A 20,507-nucleotide genomic window follows, 5' to 3' on the forward strand; every position below is an offset into this window, starting at 1 on the left:
AGGTAGCGCCGGGCCATGCCCGGCGTTTTGACCCGAGAAGACAAGGAAACACCCATGGCCGACAAGCCCAAGCAGATGCTGCTCGATCCCGGTTTTGAACTGACCCTGCGCCCGATGCGCTACCCGCAGTTCTATGACATGTACCGGAACGCGATCAAGAACACCTGGACGGTGGAAGAGATCAACTTCCAGATCGACATCACCGACCTGCACAGCAAGATGTCGCCGGGTGAGCGCCACCTGATCCACCGCCTGGTCGCGTTCTTCGCCACCGGCGACTCGATCGTGTCCAACAACCTGGTGCTGAACCTGTACCAGCACCTCAATGCGCCGGAAGCGCGCATGTACCTGTCGCGCCAGCTGTATGAAGAAGCGCTGCACGTGCAGTTCTACCTCACCCTGCTCGACAACTACCTGCCGGATCCGGAAGAGCGCGCCAAGGCGTTCTCGGCGGTGGAGAACATCGACTCGATCAAGAAGAAGGCCGATTTCTGCTTCAAGTGGATCGACTCGATCCAGAGCCTGACCCGCATCGAGACCCGCGAACAGCGCCGCCAGTTCCTGCTCAACCAGATCTGCTTCGCTGCCTGCATCGAAGGCCTGTTCTTCTTCGCTGCGTTCGCCTACGTGTACTACTTCCGTTCGCGCGGCCTGCTGCCGGGCCTGGCCTCGGGCACCAACTGGGTGTTCCGCGACGAGAGCGCGCACATGGAGTTCGCGTTCGAGTCGGTGCGCGTGGTGCGTGAGGAAGAGCCGGACCTGTTCGACGATGAAATGAAGCAGCAGGTCTACGACATGCTGGCCGAAGCCATCGAATGCGAAGTGCAGTTCGCCGAGGACGTGCTGTCCGGCGGCGTGGCCGGCATCTCGACCCGCGACATGCGCCAGTACCTGCAGCACTGCGCCGACCAGCACTTCGCCAAGCTGGGCATGGAAAAGAAGTACAACGTGCGCAACCCGCTGCCGTTCATGGAGCTGCAGGACGTGCAGGAACTGACCAACTTCTTCGAACGCCGCGTCTCGGCCTACCAGGTGGGCGTGCAGGGCGAAGTGGCCTTCGACATGAACTTCTGATCGAACCGGTCAGGCCTGCCGCAACGAAGAACCCCGGCCAATGCCGGGGTTCTTCGTTTCTGTAGAGTCGAGTCATGCTCGATTGATCTTCGCGAACAGCAGTGGAGCATGGCCCCACTCTACAAAGGGCGGCTACCGCCGCCCTTCCACCGCCATGCGCACCGCCAGCCCGGCCAGTACCGCGCCCATCAGCCAGCGCTGCACCGCCTGCCAGGTCGGGCGCGCAGCCAGGAAGCCGGCGATGCTGCCTGCAGTCAGCGCGATCATACCGTTCACGCTGACGCTGACCAGGATCTGGGTGGAGCCCAGCACGATCGACTGCATCAGCACGCTGCCTTCGCCGTCCGGGTGCAGGAACTGCGGCAGCAGCGACAGGTACATCACGGCCACCTTCGGGTTCAGCAGATTGGTCAGAAAGCCCATCGTGAACAGCTTGCGCGGGCTGTCCTGCGGCAGGTCGCGCACCGCGAACGGCGAACGGCCACCCGGCTTGAGCGCCTGCCAGGCCAGGTACAGCAGGTACAGCGCGCCGCCGATGCGCAGCGCGTCGTAGGCGAACGGTACCGTCATCAGCAGGGCGGTGATGCCCAGCGCCGCGCACAGCATGTAGAACACGAAGCCCAGCGCCACCCCGCCCAGCGAGATCAGTCCCGCCATCGGCCCCTGGCAGATCGAGCGCGAGATGACGTAGATCATGTTCGGCCCGGGCGTGATCACCATGGCCAGCGAGACCAGTGCAAAGGCCAGAAGGTCGGAAGTGGCGGGCATGGGTGGTCCTGGCGGTGGTCGTGGCGCAGTGTAGCGCCTGCCATGGACGCGGCCTGCGCAGGCACCACTGCCAGGTGGCCATTGCACATTCGTTCCGATGGCCGTCACGCCGGTCGCATAAAATCACGGGACCCCACACACCGAAGCCGCTCCCATGACCCCGATTCCCGAGACCGTGCCGCCCACCGAAGTGCGCATGGCCGAAATCGTCTTCCCCAACCACACCAACCACCTCGGCACCCTGTTCGGTGGCCAGGCGCTGGCGTGGATGGACAAGGCCGCCTTCCTGGCCGCCGCCCGCTACTCACGCCGCACCGTGGTGACCGCGCGCAGCGACCAGGTCGACTTCAAGCTGCCGATCCGCATCGGCCAGATGGTCGAGACCATCGGCCGCATCGTCGAAGTCGGCCGCAGCTCGATGAAGGTGGAGGTGGAGCTGGTCGCCGAGGACCTGCACAGCGGCGAGCGCAAGCTGTGTACCCGCGGCCACTTCGTGATGATCGCGCTGGACGAGGAAGGCCACCCGATCGCGGTGCCGCCCCTGCCGGCGGCCTGACCCGGCCAACTGACCAGCGCTTGCGGGGGCGCCCACGCGCCCCCATCTGGCTCCCATGACCCCGCCGCTGACCGACTTCATCGACCGCGCCCAGCGCCTGTTCGTGCTGACCGGCGCCGGCTGCAGCACTGCCTCGGGCATTCCCGACTATCGCGATGCCGACGGCCAGTGGAAACGCACGCCGCCGGTGACCTACCAGGCCTTCATGGGCGAGGCGGCCACCCGCCAGCGTTACTGGGCGCGCAGCCTGCTGGGTTGGCCGCGCTTCGGCCTGGCCCGGCCCAACGGCACCCACCAGGCCCTGGCCGCCCTGGAAGCGCGCGGCACGCTGCAGGTGCTGCTGACCCAGAACGTGGATGGCCTGCACCAGCGCGCCGGCAGCCACAACGTGATCGACCTGCATGGCCGCCTGGACCAGGTGCGCTGCATGGGCTGCGAACGCCGCAGCGGCCGCGAGGACTTCCAGCAGCGCCTGCTGGACGCCAACCCGGGCTGGGACGCGCTGGAGGCCGGCATCGCCCCGGATGGCGATGCCGATCTGGAGACCGATTTCTCCAGCTTCGTGGTGCCCGATTGCCCGTCCTGCGGCGGCCTGCTGAAACCGGACGTGGTGTTCTTCGGCGAAAACGTGCCCCGTGAACGCGTGGCGGCGGTGCATGACCACCTGCAACAGGCTGATGCCGTGCTGGTGGTGGGCTCGTCGCTGATGGTCTATTCCGGCTTCCGCTTCGTGCAGGCGGCCGCGAAGGCAGGGTTGCCGGTGGCGGCGCTGAATCGTGGCCGTACCCGTGCCGACGACCTGCTGCAGTTCAAGGACGAGCGGGACTGCGCCGAGGCGTTGGCCGGTTGGGTGGCGGGCTGAGCCGAGCGCGGGCTCGGCTCTGCAAGGGGGTGTTGGTTTCTGTAGAGCCGAGCCCACGCTCGGCTTCAGCAGGCCGCGCGAAACAGCGATCCATCCAGACGGTTGATTCGCAGGCCGTGCGGCGGTGCAATACGCACCCCTTCGTCGTCCATCACCGTCTTGAGCCAGTTGTTTTCGCCGATTTCGTTCGGCCCCCTGACCCTGTCCAACCGCATCGTCATCGCGCCGATGTGCCAGTACTCCGCCGAGGACGGCCGCGCCAGCGACTGGCACGCCATGCACCTGGGCAACCTGGCGCAGTCCGGTGCCGGCCTGCTGATCCTGGAAGCCACCGCCGTCGAACCGCGCGGCCGCATCAGCTGGGCCGACCTGGGCCTGTGGGACGATGGCACTGAAGCCGCGCTGGCACAGGTGCTGGCCAGCGTCCGCCGCTGGTCGCCGATGCCGTTGGGCATCCAGCTCGGCCACGCCGGCCGCAAGGCCTCGGTGAACCGGCCTTGGGACGGCGGCGGCCAGCTGCCGGCCGACGATACCCGTGGCTGGACTACGGTGGCGCCGTCGCCGCTGCCGTTCCATGCCGCCGATCCAGCGCCGCAGGAACTTGACGAGACCGGCATCGCCGACGTCATCGCCGCCTTCGCCGCCAGCGCGGTGCGTGCCGAGCGCCTGGGCTTCGAACTGATCGAGCTGCACGCCGCGCACGGTTACCTGCTGCATCAGTTCCTGTCGCCGTTGAGCAACCGCCGCACCGATGGTTACGGTGGCTCGCTGCCCAACCGCCTGCGCCTGCTGGTGGAAGTGTTCGACGCCGTGCGTGCGGCGGTATCGGACAAGGTCGCTGTGGGCGTGCGCATCTCCGCCAGCGACTGGGTCGATGGCGGCTGGGATCTGGTGCAGAGCGAGGCGCTGGCGCAGGTGATGGACGCGCGCGGCTGCGATTTCCTGCATGTCTCCAGCGGCGGCCTGGACGAGCGCCAGAAGATCACCGTCGGCCCGGGTTACCAGGTGCCGTTCGCGGCGGCGATCAAGGCCAAGGTGCGCATGCCGGTCATCGCGGTGGGCATGATCACCGAACCGGAACAGGCCGAATCGATCCTGCGCCATCGCCACGCCGATGCCGTGGCCCTGGCGCGCGGCATCCTCTACGACCCGCGTTGGCCGTGGCATGCCGCAGCTGCACTGCGCGAGAGCGTGGTACCGGCGCCGCAGTACCTGCGCTGCGAGCCGCGCGACGCGCGTGGCGTGTTCAAGGCACGCTGAGGCTCACACCCGCCAGGCGGGCGCCATGCCGGCCTGCAGGTGTTCGAACAGCGCGCGGATCTTGGCGGTGAAGTCGCGGCGGTCACTGACGCAGAAGTAGACCTCCATCGGTTCCGGGCGCCACGCGGTATCGGCGCCGAACACCGCCTGCAGGCGGCCATCGCGCAGGTAGGGCTCGGCCACGAACGCAGCCAATCGAGTGATGCCGGCATCGGCCGCCGCCAGCGTCGCCAGCGCATCGATGTCATCGCAGACCATGCTTGGTGGCAGCGCGGCGTCCACGCGCTGGCCGTCCTTCAGCAGGCCCCAGCGCAATGGCCGGCCATCGGTGGGGAAGCGGTGCAGCAGACCACGATGGCTGCCCAGGTCGGAGGGTTGCCGCGGGGTGCCGTGCGCCTTCAGATAGGCCGGCGAGGCGCAGAACACGAACGGTACGCGCGCCAGCTGCCGTGCGACCACGCCGTCCTCCAGCTGTGCGCCGATGCGGATGCTGGCATCCACGGCTTCAGGGCCATGCTGCACGGCACGGTCGGTCAGGCGCAGTTCCAGCTGCAGTTGCGGGTAGCGTTGCTGCAGTGACGGCAGCAACGGCGCCAGTACGTGGCGGCCGAACGCGCTGCTGCTGGCGATGCGCAGTGGCCCGGCCGGTTCGATGTCGCCGGCGGTGACCATGGCCTGCGCACGCGCCAGGTCGGCTTCGATGTGGCGCACCTGCGCCAGGTACAGCGCGCCGGCCTCGCTGAGAGCCAGCTGCCGCGTGCTTCGGTTCAGCAACCGCACGCCCAGATGGGCCTCCAGCCGGTTGATGTTCTGGCCGACAGCGGTGGCGCTGATGCCAAGGATGCGGGCCGCGGCGGCAATGCTGCCGGTCTCTGCGGTGCGGGTGAAGCTGCGGATCAGTTGCAACAGGTTCATGACCAACCAGCTTGCCACGGGTACACCCAAGTATCGCTTGGGACTGAACCAAGCTGTTCGGTTGCATCGGTGACCATCGATCCGGCGGACGCGGCGCTGCCCTACACTCGGGGGATGCGCCCCGATTCCATTCTTACCCTGTCCTGTCCCGACCGTACCGGCATCGTCTACCGCGTGTCCGGCCTGCTGTTCGACCACGGCTGCAACATCCTCGACGCCCAGCAGTTCGGTGACGAGGAAAGCGGCCGCTTCTTCCTGCGCGTGCACTTCGACCGCGACGCCAGCCTGCCGCTGGAGACCGTGCACACGAGCATGGCCGCGCTCGCCGAAGGCTTCGGCATGGACTGGCAGCTGCACGATGGCCGCCGCCGCGCACGCCTGCTGGTGCTGGTCAGCAAGCAGGGCCACTGCCTCAACGATCTGCTGTTCCGCGCCCACAGTGGCCAGCTGAAGGTGGACATCGCGGCAGTAGCGTCCAACCACGCCGACTTCGCGCCGCTGGCCGCGTCCTACCAGGTGCCGTTCCACCACCTGCCGGTGACCGCCGAAACGCGCGCGGTGCAGGAACAGCAGATCATCGATCTCGTCGAGCACGAGCGCATCGACCTGGTGGTGCTGGCGCGCTACATGCAGATCCTGTCGCCCACGCTGTGCCGCGCACTGGCCGGCCGTGCGATCAACATCCACCACAGCTTCCTGCCCAGCTTCAAGGGCGCGCAGCCGTATCACCAGGCGCACGCGCGCGGGGTCAAGATCATCGGTGCCACCGCGCACTACGTCACCGAGGATCTGGACGAAGGCCCGATCATCGAACAGGACGTGGCCCGCGTGGACCACGCGATGGCACCGCGCGAGCTGGTGCGGCTGGGCAGCGATACCGAATCGCTGGTACTGGCACGCGCGGTTCGCCGCCATGTGGAGCACCGCATCCTGCTCAACGGGCATCGCACCGTCGTATTCCGGTAGGGGCCTTTCTGTAGAGCCGAGCCATGCTCGGCTGCACTTCGGCCCAAGGCCGTGAATCTGACGGATGAGCCGAGCATGGCTCGGCTCTACAGGGCAACTCAGATGATCGCGATCCCTGCTTTGCCCAGCGCCTCGCGCACCATCGCATCGTTGGCGTCGGTCACCGGTCGGGTCAGCTCCCACAGGAACTTCACCCGGAAGCCAGACTTCACCGCGTCCTGCGCGCTCCACAGCACGCAGTAGTCGCGGGCCAGGCCGCACATGTGCACTTCGCGGATGCGGCGCTCGTGCAGCCAGCCGGCCAGGCCGGTCGCCGGGCGCTCGCCATCGGGACCGTGGTTCTCGCGGAAGGCGCTGTACGAGTCCACCTGTTGGCGCGTGCCCTTGCGCAGGATCAGATCAGCCACAGTCCAGTCCACGCCCGGATGCAGCGCGGCGCCGTCGCTGCCCTGCACGCAATGGTCGGGCCACAGGGTCTGTGGCTGTGCGTGCAGCAGGATGGTCTCAAACGGACGCTTGCCGGGGTGCTGGCTGGCAAATGAGGCGTGATCGGCGGGGTGCCAGTCCTGGGTGGCCACCACCGTGCGATAGCGGCGCTGCGCCAGCAGCCCTGCAATGGGTGCCACCAGGGCATCGCCCTGGTCGCAGGCCAGCGCGCCACCGGGCATGAAGTCCGGCTGCAGGTCGATCACCAGCAGGGCGACGTCGGCGGGCAGGGCGGTCATGGCAGATCCACTACAACGCAAAGGGGCGACCAGCGTGGCCGCCCCGGCGGCACAGGTCAATCGCCCTGCGGCGTCCCAGCGTCCTGCCCGTAGTACAGCAGGCCGATCTTGATCCGTTCGCGGCCGTTCTCGCGGCGATGGCGGTTGGCATCGCGCAGCGAATACACGCAGCCGCAGTACTCCTGCTGGTAGAACTGCTCGCGCTTGCTGATCTCGATCATGCGGCTGGCGCCGCCGCCCTTGCGCCAGTTGTAGTCCCAGTACTGCAGGCCTTCATAGCGCGACGCGGCACGGATGCCGCAGTCGTTGATCTGCGCCATGTTCTTCCAGCGCGAGATGCCCAGCGAAGAACTGATGGTGTCGTAACCGTGTTCGTGCGCGTACAGGGCGGTGCGCTCGAAACGCATGTCGAAGCACATCGTGCAGCGGATGCCGCGCTCGGGTTCGTTCTCCATGCCGCGCGCACGGCTGAACCAGTTGTCGGTGTCGTAGTCGCAGTCGATGAACGGAATGCCGTGCTTCTCGGCGAAGCGGATGTTCTCCTGCTTGCGCAGCTCGTATTCCTTCACCGGGTGGATGTTGGGGTTGTAGAAGAAGATCGCGTAGTCGATCCCGGAGGCGGTGATCGCCTCCATCACTTCGCCGGAGCAGGGTGCGCAGCACGAATGCAGCAGCAGGCGCTTGCCGTCGGCGGGCAGGGTCAGGGCGGGGCGTTGGAACTCGGTCATCGTCGGGTGCGTCAGGGCGTGGAAGTGGGCTGGCCGGATACCGTGAACAGGACGCGCGCGGCCACACCGCCTGCGCGCGCAGGACGACGACGGCCCCGGCACCCTCCCCGCGGAGAGTCCAGGTCGAATCAGGGGACGGTCGTGTCCCCCGGCCGGGGCCGGTATTCGGGCTGATGGACACGGGCCGCAGCCCACCTACTCCCTGCCGCTTCCCAGGCGTGAGCCCAGTGCTGTTGGCAGGATTCGTTTCCATTCACCGCTGCGGGGCAGCTCCGGAATGGGCGCGTGAGGCGCCTTCACCGGATTCCCGTTTAAATCCCTCCCCGCGCGTGAACGCCTGGAGGGATACCTTCGGCGCGCCCACGGTGGACGGGTTGCTGGCCAGGGTCAAGGGGGCAGAGCCCGTTGCGCTGCAACGGGATCCGACCCCGGGCGGGACGTACCTTCAACGTCCCACCGCAGCCCGCGCGCGGATGTCGTCCAGCCGCTGGTCGTGCAGCAGGTGCCCGTTCTCCCACACGGTCACCATCGCGTCCTCGAAGCCGACCGGCAGGGTGTCGTCGCCGTTGGCCGGCAGTGGCACCGTATGCAGGCTGCCGTCACCCAGGCGGCGCAGCAGGCGCATGCGGCCACGCTTGCTGGTCTTGCCGGCATCGGTGACCGGATCCTTGTATACATCGACCCACTCACCGTCGACCCGTGCCGCCGAGCATTTCAGCGCGAACTTCTGCGTGTCGCGGTCCAGTCGCTGCAGCAGGGCGCCGCCCATGCCGAAGGCTATGTTGTCGGCGGCGTAGCCATCGTAGGTGATGCGTTGCAGGATGGCGCGGATCATATCCGGGTTGATGCCATCGCCCTGGATCACCCGCACGTGGTTGAGCACGCGATAGCCCTTGCCGTTGATCACGTGGCCGAACGCTTCATCCAGCCGGCGCAGACTTTCGGCCACCACCTCCACCGGGTCGCCCGAGTCGGGACGGATGACCAGGGTGGCGCCCGAGGCGATCACTGCATCGCGCAGGGTGGTACCCCAGTGCTCGCTGATCGCGCGGTAGATGTCATAGCTGTCCGACACGACCGCCACGATCGCACCGGGCTTGCCGAACTGGCGCAGCATGTTGCGGTAGGCGTCCACTTCACGCTCGCGGCCCCAGCTGGTGATGGTGCTGTGCTCGGCGGCGGGAATCGAATAGCCGGCCATCGGCGCGTGATAGTGCGCGCGGGCCAGGCACAGGGCCGATACGGTATCGGTGCCGAGGAAGTTGACCAGGTGCGCGGCACCGCCCAGCGCGGCCGATTCCAGGCTCGATACACCGCGCGCGCCGAAGTCGTGCAGCTTGAACGGCAGCTGCCCCTGCGGATCGTCGCTGGTCTGCTGCAGGAACGCGGCAATCGTCTGCCGTGCGTGCCAGCTGATGGTGGCCACGGTGACCGGATACCACACCCGCAGCAGCAGCGTTTCCAGGTACGACGGCACCCAGAACGCGGCCGGATCGGTCGACTCGATCGTCATCAGTGCCTGGTGGGTGGGCACCACGCTGCCCTCGGGCACGGCACGGATGCGTACCGGCAGGTGGCCGCCAAGCCGGTCGACGATATCGCGCCAGCCGGTCTCGTTGAACGGTTCGCCATGCGCGGCGAACACCGCAGCAGCGTCGTCGATGTCGGCGTGGGTGACCGGCCGTGCCAGTGCGTCCTTGAGGATCGCCTGCAGGCCGAAGAACACCGTGCGATCGTGCAGGCCGCCACGCGATTCGACGTAGAAGAACGTGGCATCGGTACCCGGGGGGTACTGCAGCCAGTGGCTGGCCTTGTAGCTGTCGGTGTTGAGGAGAAGATTATCGAGGTAGTGCATGACGGAAGCTCCTTCGCGTCGGGTGGCACCGGCGGTCTATCCGCCAGTGGGGAGGCCGGGCCTGTCAGCCGCGGCCGAGGAAATACTCCAGGATGTGCAGGTGGTCTTCGAACAGCTGCGGGCCCATGTCCAGGGCTTCACTTACCGGTACCCAGCGCGCCTTGTCGGCGTCATCGCCGCCGCGCACCGGCGGCAGCTCGCCGGCGGGGAATTCGAAGTGGAAACCGTGGGTGATGGTGCGGCCGCGCTGGCTGCGGTCGGGGTGGTCGAAGACCTGCTGGCCCTTCAGTGACCCCTTCAGCACCGGCAGCGGGATCTTCAGCCGGGTTTCCTCGCGCAGTTCGCGCAGGCAGCTGTCGAGCAGGCTCTGTTCCTGGCCGACGAAACCGCCGGGCAATGCCCACAGCCCCTTGCCGGGTTCCGAGCGGCGGCGCACCAGCAGCACGTGGCCCGAATGCACCACCACCGCATCGGTGGTGACGAAGGTCGGCGCGTAGGGCGCATCCTTCCAGGCGGCCTTGTACTGCTCGATGAAGCGGTACTCGGCCACCAGCTGGGCATAGGCCGGCGCGCTCTTGCGGAACGCTTCGAGCATGTCGAAGACCGGCGCCGGCACATTGCCACGCAGCATCAGCAATGCACCGTGGAAGTCCACGTCGCCGGCCTCGAACAGGTAACGCCGCAGTTCGGTGGCCGACAGCGTGGCGGTGTGCTGCACGTCCACCAGCGGCCACTGCGGGAACTCGCGCAGGTAGTAGCTGGACGCATCCTTGTCCATGCCGATCAGGCCGACTCTGGCATCGGCCGCGGCGCCGTCGTTGCGCAGGGCCTCGGCCACCTGGCGCTGCACGTTGGCGATCCACTGGGCTTCGTTGTACAGGTGGTCACGCAGCGGGCGGATCAGCAGGCGGTCGCCATGGCCGTCGAGGGCGGCTTGGATCATCACGGCACGTTCGGCCACGGTCCAGGGATTGCGGAGGCTGCGGGGGGTATCGGCAGAGCCGACCAGGAAGATCAGCTTGCGGGCCCGGCTCAGGGCCAGGCGCGCAACGGCGGCGTGGCCGTTGTGAAAGGGCTCGAAACGCCCGATGAAGACGAGATAGTCGAATTCCATGAGAATCCCTCATGTCGTTGTGGCAGCCGCAGGTCTGTCCCTTGGCTTGCTGCAGATGCTACGCCGATGGCGGGGCGGGTCAAGCCTGCAGGCATGCCATCGGCTGAACGCCGCAGATTCCTGCTCGGACTGCGGTGGTGTTCTCAGGCCCTGAGAAGCCTCTGCGCCATACTGGCACCCACGCGGCGGACGGCATGCTCGGGGGCAAGACAGTGGCAGACAAGTACTGCGATCTGGTCATGAAAGGCGGCATCACCAGCGGCATCGTGTACCCCAATGCGGTACTGGCGCTGGCGCGCGAGTATCGATTCAAGAGCATCGGCGGCACTTCGGCCGGCGCCATCGCTGCGGCGGTGGCGGCTGCGGCGGCCTGCGGTGATCGCCGCCAGCAGGCCGGTGAGCACTTGCCCGGCGATGCCGGCTATGGTGGGTTGTCGGCGGTATCGGCGCAGCTGTCGCGGCGCGGCTTTATCTACAGCCTGTTCCAGCCGGCGCGCGGCGCACGCGCGGCCTATCGGCTGCTGGTGGTGCTGACCGGCAATGCCAGCCTGCCGCACAAATTGCTGTGCCTGGCCGTTGCCGTGTTCGAGATCGCACCGCTGGAAGTGCTGGTGTCGCTGGCGCTGTTGCTCGGCCTGGGCTGGTGGGGCGGTGGTTGGAGCGGCGTGGCGGCCACGCTGCTGCCGTCGCTGCTGTGTGCGTATGGTGCGGGTGTGGCCGGTGCCGCGCTGCGTGTGGCACGCGTGGCGCGACGCAATCTGCTGGGCCTATGCAGTGGACTCGGCCGCGATGCACGCACGCCGGCACTGACCGAGTGGCTGCACGAATGCCTGCAGCAGTTGTCCGGCAAGCCGCTGGATGCACCGCTCACCTTCGCCGACCTGCACGACGCGCCGCGCTATGCCGGCGAGCCGGACAGCCCGCATGCGATCAGCCTGCAGATGATCACCACCTGCGTGTCGCACAACGAGCCGCGTACGCTGCCGCTGGGCGGCGCGCAGTTCTGGTTCCTGCGCGAGGAATTCGAGCAGCTGTTCCCGGCCAGCGTGGTGCAGTGGCTGGTGAAGCAGGCTGGCCCGCCGCTGGAGGTGGAGGGGCGCCAGTATTATCACCTGCCGCCGGGCCCGCAGCTGCCGGTGCTGGTGGCCACGCGCATGAGCCTGAGCTTCCCGCTGCTGATCAGCGCCGTGCCGCTGCACGAACCTTCGCGCCGCGAGCGTCGCTGCGATCCGACTGCGCCAGCGGCCGACCCCGAGCACAACGTGGCCGACAGCATGGAAGGGCTGACCAGTGCCGGGCAGGCCTGCGGCCCGGTGATCACCGCGTTCCGCATCTGCTGGTTCTCCGATGGCGGCATCAGCAGCAACTTCCCGATTCATCTGTTCGATGCCGCGTTGCCGCGCTGGCCGACCTTCGCCATCAATCTGGTCTACCCGCAGCACGCCGAAGAGGTGAACCAGGGCAGCAGTGGCCGCCAGGCGCTGGAACACGCCGTGTTCCTGCCCACCGAAAACCGGCATGGCTGGCAGCGCACCTACCAGTCGATCGCCACGCCGTTGGCGGCTGCGGAACTGGGGCGTTTTCTGTTCGCGGTGGTGGCAACCATGCAGAACTGGCGTGATCTGCTGCAGGCGCGCGCGCCGGGCTACCGCGACCGCATCGTGCACGTCAGCCTGCAGGGCGACGAAGGCGGCATGAACCTGGACATGCCACAGGAGGTGCTCACCCGCATCGCCGACAAGGGCAGCCTGGCCGGTGCGCGCTTCTGTTCGTTCTCGTTCGAGAACCACTACTGGATCCGCTGGCGCAACCTGGCCTCGGCCTACCAGCGCTACACGCTGGAAGTGGCGCGTACCGACGACCCGGCGCAGCAGGTGCTGGCCTACCGCGCGGCCTATTCGATGGTCGCCCGGGGTGAACCGGCACCGCCGTCGTACAAGCTGGGCTCGGACGACAAGCGTCGCGGCTCGCAGCAGCTGTGGGCGCAGATGGTCGAGCAGGGCCGCACCTGGGAAGACCTTGGCCCGGACCTGACCGACGGCGCACCACGCCCGCTGCCGCAGATGAAGGTGACGCCGATCTACTGACCGGGTAGCAGATCCACGCCATGCGTGGATGGAACCCCGTTGAAGTCGAGCATTTCGAACATTCATCGAAGAGCATCCACGCGTGGCGTGGATCAAGCGTGTCGACCAAGGTCGACACCTACCCACAGCAGCAAAGGATGCCGTTTTGACAGCTCGCGGAGATCTGTCGAAGGCGGGGTGGGTCCGGTGGCGGGGGTGTCCGCGGCATGGATGCCGCGGCCAAGCCCCCAAGGACGGGTCTACGGCGTCCCCCGCCACCGGACCCACCCCGCCATCCCACGGAAAGCCCGCTGTTGCTTTTGCTGTTGCCTTGGATTGAAGCAGGTGCAGGGCGCAGTCCTGCCGAACCAACCCTACCGCCCCGGCAACTGCGCGAACGCACGCTGCATGCAGTCCTCGCGCGGGCACACCCGGCAACCCGGCCCGATCGACACCGAATTGCCCGGGCTCTGCACATCCAACCCCAGCGAATACACCAGCCGCTCGGCGTGCTGCAGGTCGCAACCCAGCGCCACGGCGAAGGTCTTGCGCGGCTGGCCGTGGCCGACCGGTCCGCTGCTGACCTGCCGCGCCAGCCAGAAATGGCGGCGGCCATCGGGCATGCGCGCGGTCTGGGTGAGGATGCGCCCGGGCTGGTTGAATGCCTCGTAGACGATCCACAGCGGGCACGAACCACCTACCTGCGAGAAATGGAAATCGGTGGCCGAGTGGCGCTTGGACACATTGCCGGCGCGGTCCACGCGGATGAAGAAGAACGGCAGGCCGGGCGCACTGCGCCGTGCCAGCGTGCTCAGCCGGTGGCAGACCGCTTCGAAGCCGACGCCGAACTGGTGCGCCAGCAGTTCGATGTCGTAGTTGCAGGCCTCGGCGGCGCGCAGGAAGCGCATGTACGGCATCACCAGCGCACCAGCGAAGTAGTTGGACAGACCGATACGCGCCTGCGCGATGCGGGCGTCATCGGTGAATCCAGCACGTGCCACCACTGCATCGATCTGCGGCAGGTAGCCGTGCAGGGCCAGCTCGGCGGCCATCTGGAACGCCTGCTGGCCTGGCTCCAGGTAGTCCGGCAGCCACAAACGGCGCGTGCCGGCGTCGTACTGGCGCTTCTCGCGCCCCGCCTGCAGCGCGGCCACTTCCACCAGCACGCCATGGCGGTCGGCCAGCAGCTGGCGCAGGCGTGGCGCCACGTGCCCGGGCGACAACCCCCACTCGGCGAACAGGCGCTCGGCCAGTTCGTCCAGCTCGGGGATGTGGTTGTGCATGCGGTTGAAGAACTCGCGCACCTGGTCACCGGCAGGCAGGGTGCTGCCGGCACCCGGCTCGCCCAGCTGGAATTCCAGGGCGGCGGCATGTTCGCGCAGGGCCAGGTGGCGGCGGTGCAGGTCCAGCAGGGCGCGGCTGACCTGCGGCAGGTTGCCGGCCAGTGCGCGCAGTTCGGTCGCGCTCACCTCCGCCAGGCCCAGGTCGCGCAAAGTCTCGCCCAGCGCCTCCTGCAGTGCGGCGGGCTCATCTTCGTCGAACAACGAGGAAACGTCGCCCAGCACCTCACCCAGCTTTTTCTGCACCGCCGGCGTCAGCGGGCGCTTGTTGCGCTCGATCTGGTTCAGGTAACTGGCCGACAGCCCCAGCGCCCGCGCCAGATCAGCCTGGCTGTAGCCACGCTGCTCGCGCAGCCGCAGCAGGCGCAGGCCAAGTTGTCGTTGGGTGGCTGAATAATTCACAGAATTAACATGAATCGTCTGGCGTGTTGGCCAGATTAAGCGGATTCAGCCCGGAAATCGAGGTGGGTGCTGTGAATAATGCCAAGCATCTTTCGAGCCCGTGGGATTGTCGTCATGACTGTTGCAGCGCCCCGTATCCGCATGCTGATCGATGGCCAGTTCATCGAATCGGCCACCTCCCACTGGCAGGACGTGATCAATCCGGCCACCCAGGACGTGCTGGCCAAGGTGCCGTTCGCCACCACCGGCGAAGTGGACGCCGCCGTCGCCGCCGCCAAGGAAGCCTTCAAGACCTGGCGCAAGACCCCGATCGGCACCCGCGCGCGCATCTTCCTGAAGTACCAGCAGCTGATCCGCGAGAACATGAGCGAGCTGGCCCACATCCTCACCGCCGAGCAGGGCAAGACCCTGCCGGACGCCGAAGGCGATGTGTTCCGCGGCCTGGAAGTGGTCGAGCATGCCGCTGCCATCGGCAACCTGCAGCTGGGCGAGCTGGCCAACAACGTGGCCAATGGCGTGGATACCTACACGATCATGCAGCCGCTGGGCGTGTGCGCCGGCATCACCCCGTTCAACTTCCCGGCGATGATCCCGCTGTGGATGTTCCCGATGGCGATCGCCACCGGCAACACCTTCATCCTCAAGCCGTCCGAACAGGATCCGATGGTCACCATGCGCCTGGTCGAACTGGCGCTGGAAGCCGGCATTCCGAAGGGCGTGCTGAACGTCGTCCACGGTGGCGAGGAAGTGGTCAACGCGATCTGCGATCACCCGGACATCAAGGCCGTGTCGTTCGTCGGTTCCACCCGCGTCGGCACCCACGTCTACAACCGCGCCTCGCTGGCCGGCAAGCGCGTGCAGTGCATGATGGGCGCCAAGAACCACGCCGTGGTGCTGCCGGACGCCAACAAGGAACAGACCCTCAACGCGATGGTCGGTGCTGCTTTCGGTGCCGCTGGCCAGCGTTGCATGGCCGCCTCCACCCTGGTGCTGGTCGGTGAAGCACGCAACTGGGTGCAGGACCTGGTGGCCAAGGCCAAGACCCTGAAGGTCAGCGGCGGCACCGTCGCCGGTACCGATGTCGGCCCGGTCATTTCCTGCAGCGCCCGCGAGCGCGTGGAAGGCCTGATCGCCTCGGGCGTGGAGCAGGGCGCCCAGCTGGTGCTCGACGGCCGCAAGCCGCAGGTCGATGGCTTCGAGAAGGGTAACTTCGTCGGCCCGACCATCTTTGCCGGTGTCACCACCGACATGCGCATCTACCAGGAAGAAATCTTCGGGCCGGTGCTGGTCATCCTCGAAGCAGAGACGCTGGAAGACGCCATCGCGATGGTCAACAGCAACCCGAACGGCAACGGCACCGCGCTGTTCACCCAGTCCGGCGCGGCCGCCCGCAAGTTCCAGGAAGACATCGACGTCGGCCAGGTCGGCATCAACGTGCCCATCCCGGTGCCGGTGCCGCTGTTCTCGTTCACCGGTTCGCGCGCCTCCAAGCTGGGCGACCTGGGCCCGTACGGCAAGCAGGTGGTGCTGTTCTACACCCAGACCAAGACGGTCACCGCGCGCTGGTTCGATGACGAGACGCTCAGCCACGGCGTCAACACCACGATCAGCCTGAAGTAACGGCAGGAGCAGCCATGAGCCACTCGATGACGACGGAACTGGAAGAAGCGCAGCAGGCGTACCGCGAGGCCGCGCGCGACTTCGCACAGGCCGAACTGGCACCGCACGCCGCGCGATGGGATGCGGAGGGCATCTTTCCGCGCGAGGCGATCGCCAAGGCCGGTGAACTGGGCTTCTGCGGTCTGTACATGGACCCGGAAGTGGGCGGCAGCGGCCTGAGCCGACTGGACGCCGCCGTCGTCATCGAGGAGCTCGCCAACGTCGATCCGTCGACCGCGGCCTACATCAGCATCCACAACATGGCCTCGTGGATGGTGTCCAAGTGGGGCCAGCCGGCACTGCGCGATGCGTGGGGCACCGACCTGTCCTCGGGCATCAAGCTGGCCTCGTACTGCCTGACCGAGCCGGGTGCCGGTTCCGATGCGGCCTCGCTGAAGACCACGGCGGTGCGCGATGGTGATCACTTCGTGCTGAACGGCTCCAAGGCCTTCATTTCCGGCGCTGGTGCCACCGAGCTGCTGGTGGTGATGGCGCGTACCGGCGGTGTCGGTGCAGGTGGCGTCAGCGCCATTGCAGTGCCGTCGGACCTGCCGGGCATCAGCTTCGGCCGCAAGGAAGAGAAGATGGGCTGGAACAGCCAGCCCACCCGTGGCATCACCTTCGAAAACGTCCGCGTGCCGGTTAGCCACCTTCTGGGAGAGGAAGGTGGCGGCTTCAAGCTGGCGATGAAGGGGCTGGACGGCGGCCGCATCAACATCGCCGCCTGCTCGCTGGGTGCCGCGCAGGGCGCGCTGGATGCCGCACGTCGCTACATGGGCGAGCGCCGCCAGTTCGGCAAGGCGCTGGCCGAGTTCCAGGCACTGCAGTTCAAGCTGGCCGACATGGTCACGCAGCTGGTGGCCGCGCGGCAGATGGTGCATACCGCTGCACGCAAGCTCGATGCCGGTGCCACCGATGCCAACGTGTGGTGCGCGATGGCCAAGCGTTTCGCCACCGATGCCGGCTTCAACATCTGCAACGAAGCCCTGCAGATCCACGGTGGCTACGGCTACATCCGCGAATATCCGATCGAGCGCCTGCTGCGCGACAGCCGCGTGCACCAGATCCTGGAAGGCACCAACGAGATCATGCGGGTGATCGTTGCCCGTCACCTGCTCAACACCGAAGAGGAACTGCGATGAAGGATTGGCGTACCCAGGAGCACGTGGGCCTGAAGGTCGAGGCCGACGGCCACACCGCCGTGGTCACCCTGCACAACCCGCCGGCGCACACCTGGACCGTGCACAGCCTGTCAGCGCTGCGCGACCTGGTCGGCGCGCTCAACGCAGACCGCGACATCTACGCGCTGGTGATCACCGGCGACGGTGAGAAGTTCTTCTCTGCCGGTGCCGACCTCAACCAGTTCGCCTCCGGTGACAAGGCCGCTGCACGTGAAGCCGCGCGCCGTTTCGGTGAAGCCTTCGAAGCGCTGTCCGGTTTCCGTGGTGTGTCGATCGCCGCGATCAACGGCTACGCCATGGGCGGTGGCCTGGAATGCGCGCTGGCCTGCGACCTGCGCATCATCGAAGACCACGCCCAGGTCGCGCTGCCGGAGGCCACCGTCGGCCTGTTGCCGTGCGCCGGTGGCACCCAGAACCTGCCGCGCCTGGTGGGCGAGGGATGGGCCAAGCGCATGATCCTGCTGGGCGAGCGCATCAACGCCGAGACCGCACTGCGCATTGGCTTGGCCGAAGAAAAGGTTGGCAAGGGCGAATCCAAGGCACTGGCGCTGGAATGGGCGAAGAAGGCCGGCAAGCAGAGCCCGACCAGCATCGCCGCCTGCAAGACCCTGGTGCAGTCCACCCGCACCGGCACCCACGCCTCGGCGCTGGTGGCCGAGCGCGAAGCCTTCGTCGACCTGTTCGACACCGCCGACCAGGTCGAGGGCGTGACTGCCTTCCTGGAAAAGCGCACCGCGCAGTGGAAGAACGCATGAGCACCGACACCGCTGCCGACGACGCACCGGTGCTGTTCGAAGAGCGCGTGGCCGGCAACGGCACCCGCATCGGCATCGCCACGCTCAACGCGCCGCGTACGCTCAATGGTTTCTCGCTGCCGATGGCGCACCTGCTGCTGAAGCAGTTGAACGCCTGGGCCGACGACGGCGGCATCGCCATGGTGGTGCTGCAGGGTGCTGGCGAAAAGGCGTTCTGCGCCGGCGGCGACCTGCACAGCCTGTACCAGAGCATGGTCGCCTTCCGCGAGGCCGGCCGCAGCGACATCCGCGAGAACGACTACGCGGCCGAGTTCTTCGACGTCGAATACCGCGTCGATTACCTCATCCACACCTACGCCAAGCCGATCCTGTGCTGGGGCCACGGCATCGTGATGGGCGGCGGCATCGGCCTGATGTCCGGCGCCAGCCATCGCGTGGTCAGCGAGCGCTCCAAGCTGGCCTTCCCGGAAATCACCGTCGGCCTGTTCCCCGATGTCGGTGGCAGCTGGCTGCTGCCGCGCGTGCCCGGCAAGGGCGGCCTGTTCCTGGCCCTGACCGGCGCCCTGCTCAACCCGGGTGATGCCATCTATGCCGGCCTGGCCGATGTGCACGTGGCTGAAGAACGCCGCAGCGCAGTGTTCGATGCGCTGCTGCAGGTGGCCTGGTCGGGCGATGCCGCACACAACCACGAACGCCTCAGCCATCTGCTGCAGTCTCACGCCAGCGATGCCGCCACCGGTCCGCTGCTGGCCAATGCCGCGCAGGTCGACGGGCTGTGCGAGGGCGATGACCTTGCCGCCATCATCGATCGCATCAGTGGCCTGCAGACCGACGATGCCTGGCTGCAGGCGGCACAGAAGACCCTCGCTGCTGGTGCGCCGGGCTCGGCGCGGCTGGCCTTTGAACTGCAGCGCCGCAGCGCCGGCCAGGATCTGGCCAGTGTCTATCGTCTGGAGTACATCACCGCGCTGCATTGCGCCGCCCACGGCGATTTCGCCGAAGGCATCCGCGCGCTGCTGATCGACAAGGACCGCAACCCGCAGTGGAACCCGGCCAGCCTGGCCGAGGCCGACACCGCGTGGGCCGATACGTTCTTCGCTTCGCCCTGGGCCGATGCCGCGCATCCGCTGGCCGACCTGGGCACCCCCGTCGCTGAAAGGAGCCTGGCATGAGCCGCATTGCATTCATTGGGTTGGGCAACATGGGTGGCCCGATGGCCGCCAATCTGGTCAAGAACGGCCACACCGTGCGCGTGTTCGATCTGGTCCCGGCCGCAGTGCAGGCCGCCGTCGACGCCGGTGCCAGCGCGGCCGCGTCGGCACGCGAAACCCTGGCCGATGCCGAAGTGGTGATCTCGATGCTGCCGGCCAGCCGCCACGTCGAAGGCGTGTACCTGGGCGACGACGGCATTCTCGCCGCGATTCCCGCCGGTGCACTGGTCATCGACTGCAGCACCATCGCCCCGGCCAGCGCACGCAAGGTTTCTGAAGCCGCCGCCGCGCGCGGCCTGCAGATGATCGACGCGCCGGTGTCCGGCGGTACCGCCGGTGCCCAGGCCGGCACATTGACCTTCATCGTCGGTGGTGAAGAGGACGCGCTGGAACGCGCGCGCCCGGTGCTGCAGGCGATGGGCAAGAACATCTTCCACGTGGGCGCCAGCGGCGCCGGTCAGGTCGCCAAGCTGTGCAACAACATGGCACTGGGCGTGATCATGGCGGTGACCGGTGAAGCCATTGCGCTCGGCGTGGCGCACGGGCTGGACCCGAAGGTGCTGTCGCAGATGATGGCGGTCAGCACGGGCCGCAGCTGGGCCACCGAAGTGTGCAACCCGTGGCCGGGCGTGCTGGAGAATGCGCCGGCCTCGCGCGGCTACAGCGGCGGTTTCGGCAGTGACCTGATGCTGAAGGACATGGGTCTGGCGGTGGAAGCGGCGATGAGTGTCGGCGCCTCGATTCCGCTGGGCGAAGTGGCCCGCAACCTGTACTCGATGAACCACCAGGCCGGCCGCGGCAAGCTGGATTTCTCCAGCGTCGTGCAGCTCATCACGAGCGAGAAGTAACCGGTCTGCGGCGCGCCTTTCCTCCGTATGGATGGCGCCCCCCGGATTCTGTAGAGCCGAGCCCATGCTCGGCTGCTTTTCCGCCGGATGTCTCAGCGTCGGACGGATCAGCAGAGCATGGGCTCGGCGCTACGCAAGCGAATGCGTCCCCGGTCGCGTGCCGGGGCCCACCCGAGGTGGGATGGGCGGATGCCCGGTTTCGACCGGCATCCGCCCATTTTT

Annotated in this window: 18 protein-coding genes and 1 riboswitch; of the genes, 11 read left to right on the forward strand and 7 right to left on the reverse strand. The window is 67.3% G+C overall.

From position 1 onward, the window contains the following. Positions 1 to 54: 54 nt before the first annotated feature. Complete coding sequence (locus ACZK0Z_RS01475) at positions 55 to 1,074, forward strand: ribonucleotide-diphosphate reductase subunit beta (RefSeq protein WP_049429771.1); 1,020 nt, start codon at positions 55 to 57, stop codon at positions 1,072 to 1,074. Between the two features lie 132 nt (positions 1,075 to 1,206). Here the strand turns inward: ACZK0Z_RS01475 and ACZK0Z_RS01480 are convergent, their stop codons facing one another. After that, positions 1,207 to 1,842, reverse strand: a complete 636-nt coding sequence (locus ACZK0Z_RS01480; protein WP_197632577.1) for a LysE family transporter — start codon at positions 1,840 to 1,842, stop codon at positions 1,207 to 1,209. Positions 1,843 to 1,996: 154 nt separating this feature from the next. Here ACZK0Z_RS01480 and ACZK0Z_RS01485 point away from each other — a divergent pair, with 154 nt between their 5' ends. From ACZK0Z_RS01485 to ACZK0Z_RS01495, 3 genes are all read left to right on the forward strand, one after another. After that, positions 1,997 to 2,398: an acyl-CoA thioesterase gene (locus tag ACZK0Z_RS01485; protein ID WP_004153688.1), complete on the forward strand. Its 402-nt coding sequence runs from the start codon at positions 1,997 to 1,999 to the stop codon at positions 2,396 to 2,398. 55 nt (positions 2,399 to 2,453) lie between these two features. Continuing rightward, positions 2,454 to 3,260, forward strand: a complete 807-nt coding sequence (locus tag ACZK0Z_RS01490) for an NAD-dependent protein deacetylase (RefSeq protein WP_100443743.1) — start codon at positions 2,454 to 2,456, stop codon at positions 3,258 to 3,260. A 159-nt stretch (positions 3,261 to 3,419) separates the two neighbouring features. Then, positions 3,420 to 4,520 carry an NADH:flavin oxidoreductase/NADH oxidase gene (locus ACZK0Z_RS01495; protein WP_197620495.1) on the forward strand — a complete coding sequence of 367 codons (1,101 nt, stop codon included), beginning with the start codon at positions 3,420 to 3,422 and terminating at the stop codon, positions 4,518 to 4,520. 3 nt (positions 4,521 to 4,523) lie between these two features. Here the strand turns inward: ACZK0Z_RS01495 and ACZK0Z_RS01500 are convergent, their stop codons facing one another. Beyond that, a complete protein-coding gene (locus tag ACZK0Z_RS01500) occupies positions 4,524 to 5,435 on the reverse strand; it encodes a LysR substrate-binding domain-containing protein (RefSeq protein ID WP_197632576.1) in 912 nt (303 codons plus the stop codon). A 114-nt stretch (positions 5,436 to 5,549) separates the two neighbouring features. On the opposite strand from ACZK0Z_RS01500, the gene purU reads away from it, so the two are divergent. Then, positions 5,550 to 6,401, forward strand: coding sequence for a formyltetrahydrofolate deformylase (purU, locus tag ACZK0Z_RS01505; RefSeq protein ID WP_197632575.1), 852 nt, complete (start codon positions 5,550 to 5,552; stop codon positions 6,399 to 6,401). Between the two features lie 98 nt (positions 6,402 to 6,499). Here the strand turns inward: purU and pncA are convergent, their stop codons facing one another. The 4 genes from pncA to ACZK0Z_RS01525 form a co-directional block, all read right to left on the reverse strand. After that, positions 6,500 to 7,126 carry a bifunctional nicotinamidase/pyrazinamidase gene (gene pncA / locus ACZK0Z_RS01510; protein ID WP_049429766.1) on the reverse strand — a complete coding sequence of 209 codons (627 nt, stop codon included), beginning with the start codon at positions 7,124 to 7,126 and terminating at the stop codon, positions 6,500 to 6,502. A gap of 56 nt (positions 7,127 to 7,182) precedes the next feature. After that, positions 7,183 to 7,854 (reverse strand): epoxyqueuosine reductase QueH, encoded by a 672-nt coding sequence (locus ACZK0Z_RS01515; RefSeq protein ID WP_049429765.1) that lies wholly within the window; start codon positions 7,852 to 7,854, stop codon positions 7,183 to 7,185. A gap of 156 nt (positions 7,855 to 8,010) precedes the next feature. Beyond that, a riboswitch (cobalamin riboswitch) is annotated at positions 8,011 to 8,204 on the reverse strand. A gap of 95 nt (positions 8,205 to 8,299) precedes the next feature. After that, the gene (locus ACZK0Z_RS01520) at positions 8,300 to 9,709 is read right to left on the reverse strand and encodes a nicotinate phosphoribosyltransferase (protein WP_049429764.1); all 1,410 of its coding nucleotides are present in this window, start codon (positions 9,707 to 9,709) and stop codon (positions 8,300 to 8,302) included. A gap of 64 nt (positions 9,710 to 9,773) precedes the next feature. Next, a complete protein-coding gene (locus ACZK0Z_RS01525) occupies positions 9,774 to 10,823 on the reverse strand; it encodes a bifunctional nicotinamide-nucleotide adenylyltransferase/Nudix hydroxylase (protein WP_049429763.1) in 1,050 nt (349 codons plus the stop codon). Positions 10,824 to 11,017: 194 nt separating this feature from the next. On the opposite strand from ACZK0Z_RS01525, the gene ACZK0Z_RS01530 reads away from it, so the two are divergent. After that, entirely contained in the window at positions 11,018 to 12,910 is a 1,893-nt protein-coding gene (locus tag ACZK0Z_RS01530; RefSeq protein ID WP_049429762.1) for a patatin-like phospholipase family protein, read from the forward strand. A 353-nt stretch (positions 12,911 to 13,263) separates the two neighbouring features. On the opposite strand, the gene ACZK0Z_RS01535 is transcribed toward ACZK0Z_RS01530, so the two are convergent. After that, positions 13,264 to 14,631, reverse strand: a complete 1,368-nt coding sequence (locus tag ACZK0Z_RS01535; RefSeq protein ID WP_106549918.1) for a helix-turn-helix domain-containing protein — start codon at positions 14,629 to 14,631, stop codon at positions 13,264 to 13,266. Between the two features lie 114 nt (positions 14,632 to 14,745). On the opposite strand from ACZK0Z_RS01535, the gene ACZK0Z_RS01540 reads away from it, so the two are divergent. From ACZK0Z_RS01540 to mmsB, 5 genes are read left to right on the forward strand one after another with little or no spacing between them, the layout of a single operon-like run. Beyond that, positions 14,746 to 16,251: a CoA-acylating methylmalonate-semialdehyde dehydrogenase gene (locus ACZK0Z_RS01540; RefSeq protein WP_049431353.1), complete on the forward strand. Its 1,506-nt coding sequence runs from the start codon at positions 14,746 to 14,748 to the stop codon at positions 16,249 to 16,251. 14 nt (positions 16,252 to 16,265) lie between these two features. Continuing rightward, positions 16,266 to 17,432 carry an acyl-CoA dehydrogenase family protein gene (locus ACZK0Z_RS01545; RefSeq protein WP_197632518.1) on the forward strand — a complete coding sequence of 389 codons (1,167 nt, stop codon included), beginning with the start codon at positions 16,266 to 16,268 and terminating at the stop codon, positions 17,430 to 17,432. After that, entirely contained in the window at positions 17,429 to 18,226 is a 798-nt protein-coding gene (locus tag ACZK0Z_RS01550; protein ID WP_049431358.1) for an enoyl-CoA hydratase, read from the forward strand. Before ACZK0Z_RS01545 ends, ACZK0Z_RS01550 begins: the two co-directional genes overlap by 4 nt. Further along, positions 18,223 to 19,398, forward strand: a complete 1,176-nt coding sequence (locus tag ACZK0Z_RS01555; RefSeq protein WP_049431361.1) for an enoyl-CoA hydratase/isomerase family protein — start codon at positions 18,223 to 18,225, stop codon at positions 19,396 to 19,398. Before ACZK0Z_RS01550 ends, ACZK0Z_RS01555 begins: the two co-directional genes overlap by 4 nt. Then, a complete protein-coding gene (gene mmsB / locus ACZK0Z_RS01560) occupies positions 19,395 to 20,285 on the forward strand; it encodes a 3-hydroxyisobutyrate dehydrogenase (RefSeq protein ID WP_004136647.1) in 891 nt (296 codons plus the stop codon). The genes ACZK0Z_RS01555 and mmsB overlap by 4 nt, the downstream gene beginning before the upstream one ends. Positions 20,286 to 20,507 lie beyond the last annotated feature (222 nt).

It is taken from the genome of Stenotrophomonas sp. 116085_Sma (assembly GCF_056479585.1).

What these genes read in the sequence shown, in the direction of transcription:
- ACZK0Z_RS01475 (WP_049429771.1), top strand. Translation starts at nt 55, where the DNA reads ATGGCCGACAAGCCCAAGCAGATGCTGCTCGATCCCGGTTTTGAACTG.
- ACZK0Z_RS01480 (WP_197632577.1), bottom strand. Translation starts at nt 1,842, where the DNA reads ATGCCCGCCACTTCCGACCTTCTGGCCTTTGCACTGGTCTCGCTGGCC.
- ACZK0Z_RS01485 (WP_004153688.1), top strand. Translation starts at nt 1,997, where the DNA reads ATGACCCCGATTCCCGAGACCGTGCCGCCCACCGAAGTGCGCATGGCC.
- ACZK0Z_RS01490 (WP_100443743.1), top strand. Translation starts at nt 2,454, where the DNA reads ATGACCCCGCCGCTGACCGACTTCATCGACCGCGCCCAGCGCCTGTTC.
- ACZK0Z_RS01500 (WP_197632576.1), bottom strand. Translation starts at nt 5,435, where the DNA reads ATGAACCTGTTGCAACTGATCCGCAGCTTCACCCGCACCGCAGAGACC.
- purU (WP_197632575.1), top strand. Translation starts at nt 5,550, where the DNA reads ATGCGCCCCGATTCCATTCTTACCCTGTCCTGTCCCGACCGTACCGGC.
- pncA (WP_049429766.1), bottom strand. Translation starts at nt 7,126, where the DNA reads ATGACCGCCCTGCCCGCCGACGTCGCCCTGCTGGTGATCGACCTGCAG.
- ACZK0Z_RS01515 (WP_049429765.1), bottom strand. Translation starts at nt 7,854, where the DNA reads ATGACCGAGTTCCAACGCCCCGCCCTGACCCTGCCCGCCGACGGCAAG.
- ACZK0Z_RS01520 (WP_049429764.1), bottom strand. Translation starts at nt 9,709, where the DNA reads ATGCACTACCTCGATAATCTTCTCCTCAACACCGACAGCTACAAGGCC.
- ACZK0Z_RS01525 (WP_049429763.1), bottom strand. Translation starts at nt 10,823, where the DNA reads ATGGAATTCGACTATCTCGTCTTCATCGGGCGTTTCGAGCCCTTTCAC.
- ACZK0Z_RS01530 (WP_049429762.1), top strand. Translation starts at nt 11,018, where the DNA reads ATGCTCGGGGGCAAGACAGTGGCAGACAAGTACTGCGATCTGGTCATG.
- ACZK0Z_RS01540 (WP_049431353.1), top strand. Translation starts at nt 14,746, where the DNA reads ATGACTGTTGCAGCGCCCCGTATCCGCATGCTGATCGATGGCCAGTTC.
- ACZK0Z_RS01545 (WP_197632518.1), top strand. Translation starts at nt 16,266, where the DNA reads ATGAGCCACTCGATGACGACGGAACTGGAAGAAGCGCAGCAGGCGTAC.
- ACZK0Z_RS01550 (WP_049431358.1), top strand. Translation starts at nt 17,429, where the DNA reads ATGAAGGATTGGCGTACCCAGGAGCACGTGGGCCTGAAGGTCGAGGCC.
- ACZK0Z_RS01555 (WP_049431361.1), top strand. Translation starts at nt 18,223, where the DNA reads ATGAGCACCGACACCGCTGCCGACGACGCACCGGTGCTGTTCGAAGAG.
- mmsB (WP_004136647.1), top strand. Translation starts at nt 19,395, where the DNA reads ATGAGCCGCATTGCATTCATTGGGTTGGGCAACATGGGTGGCCCGATG.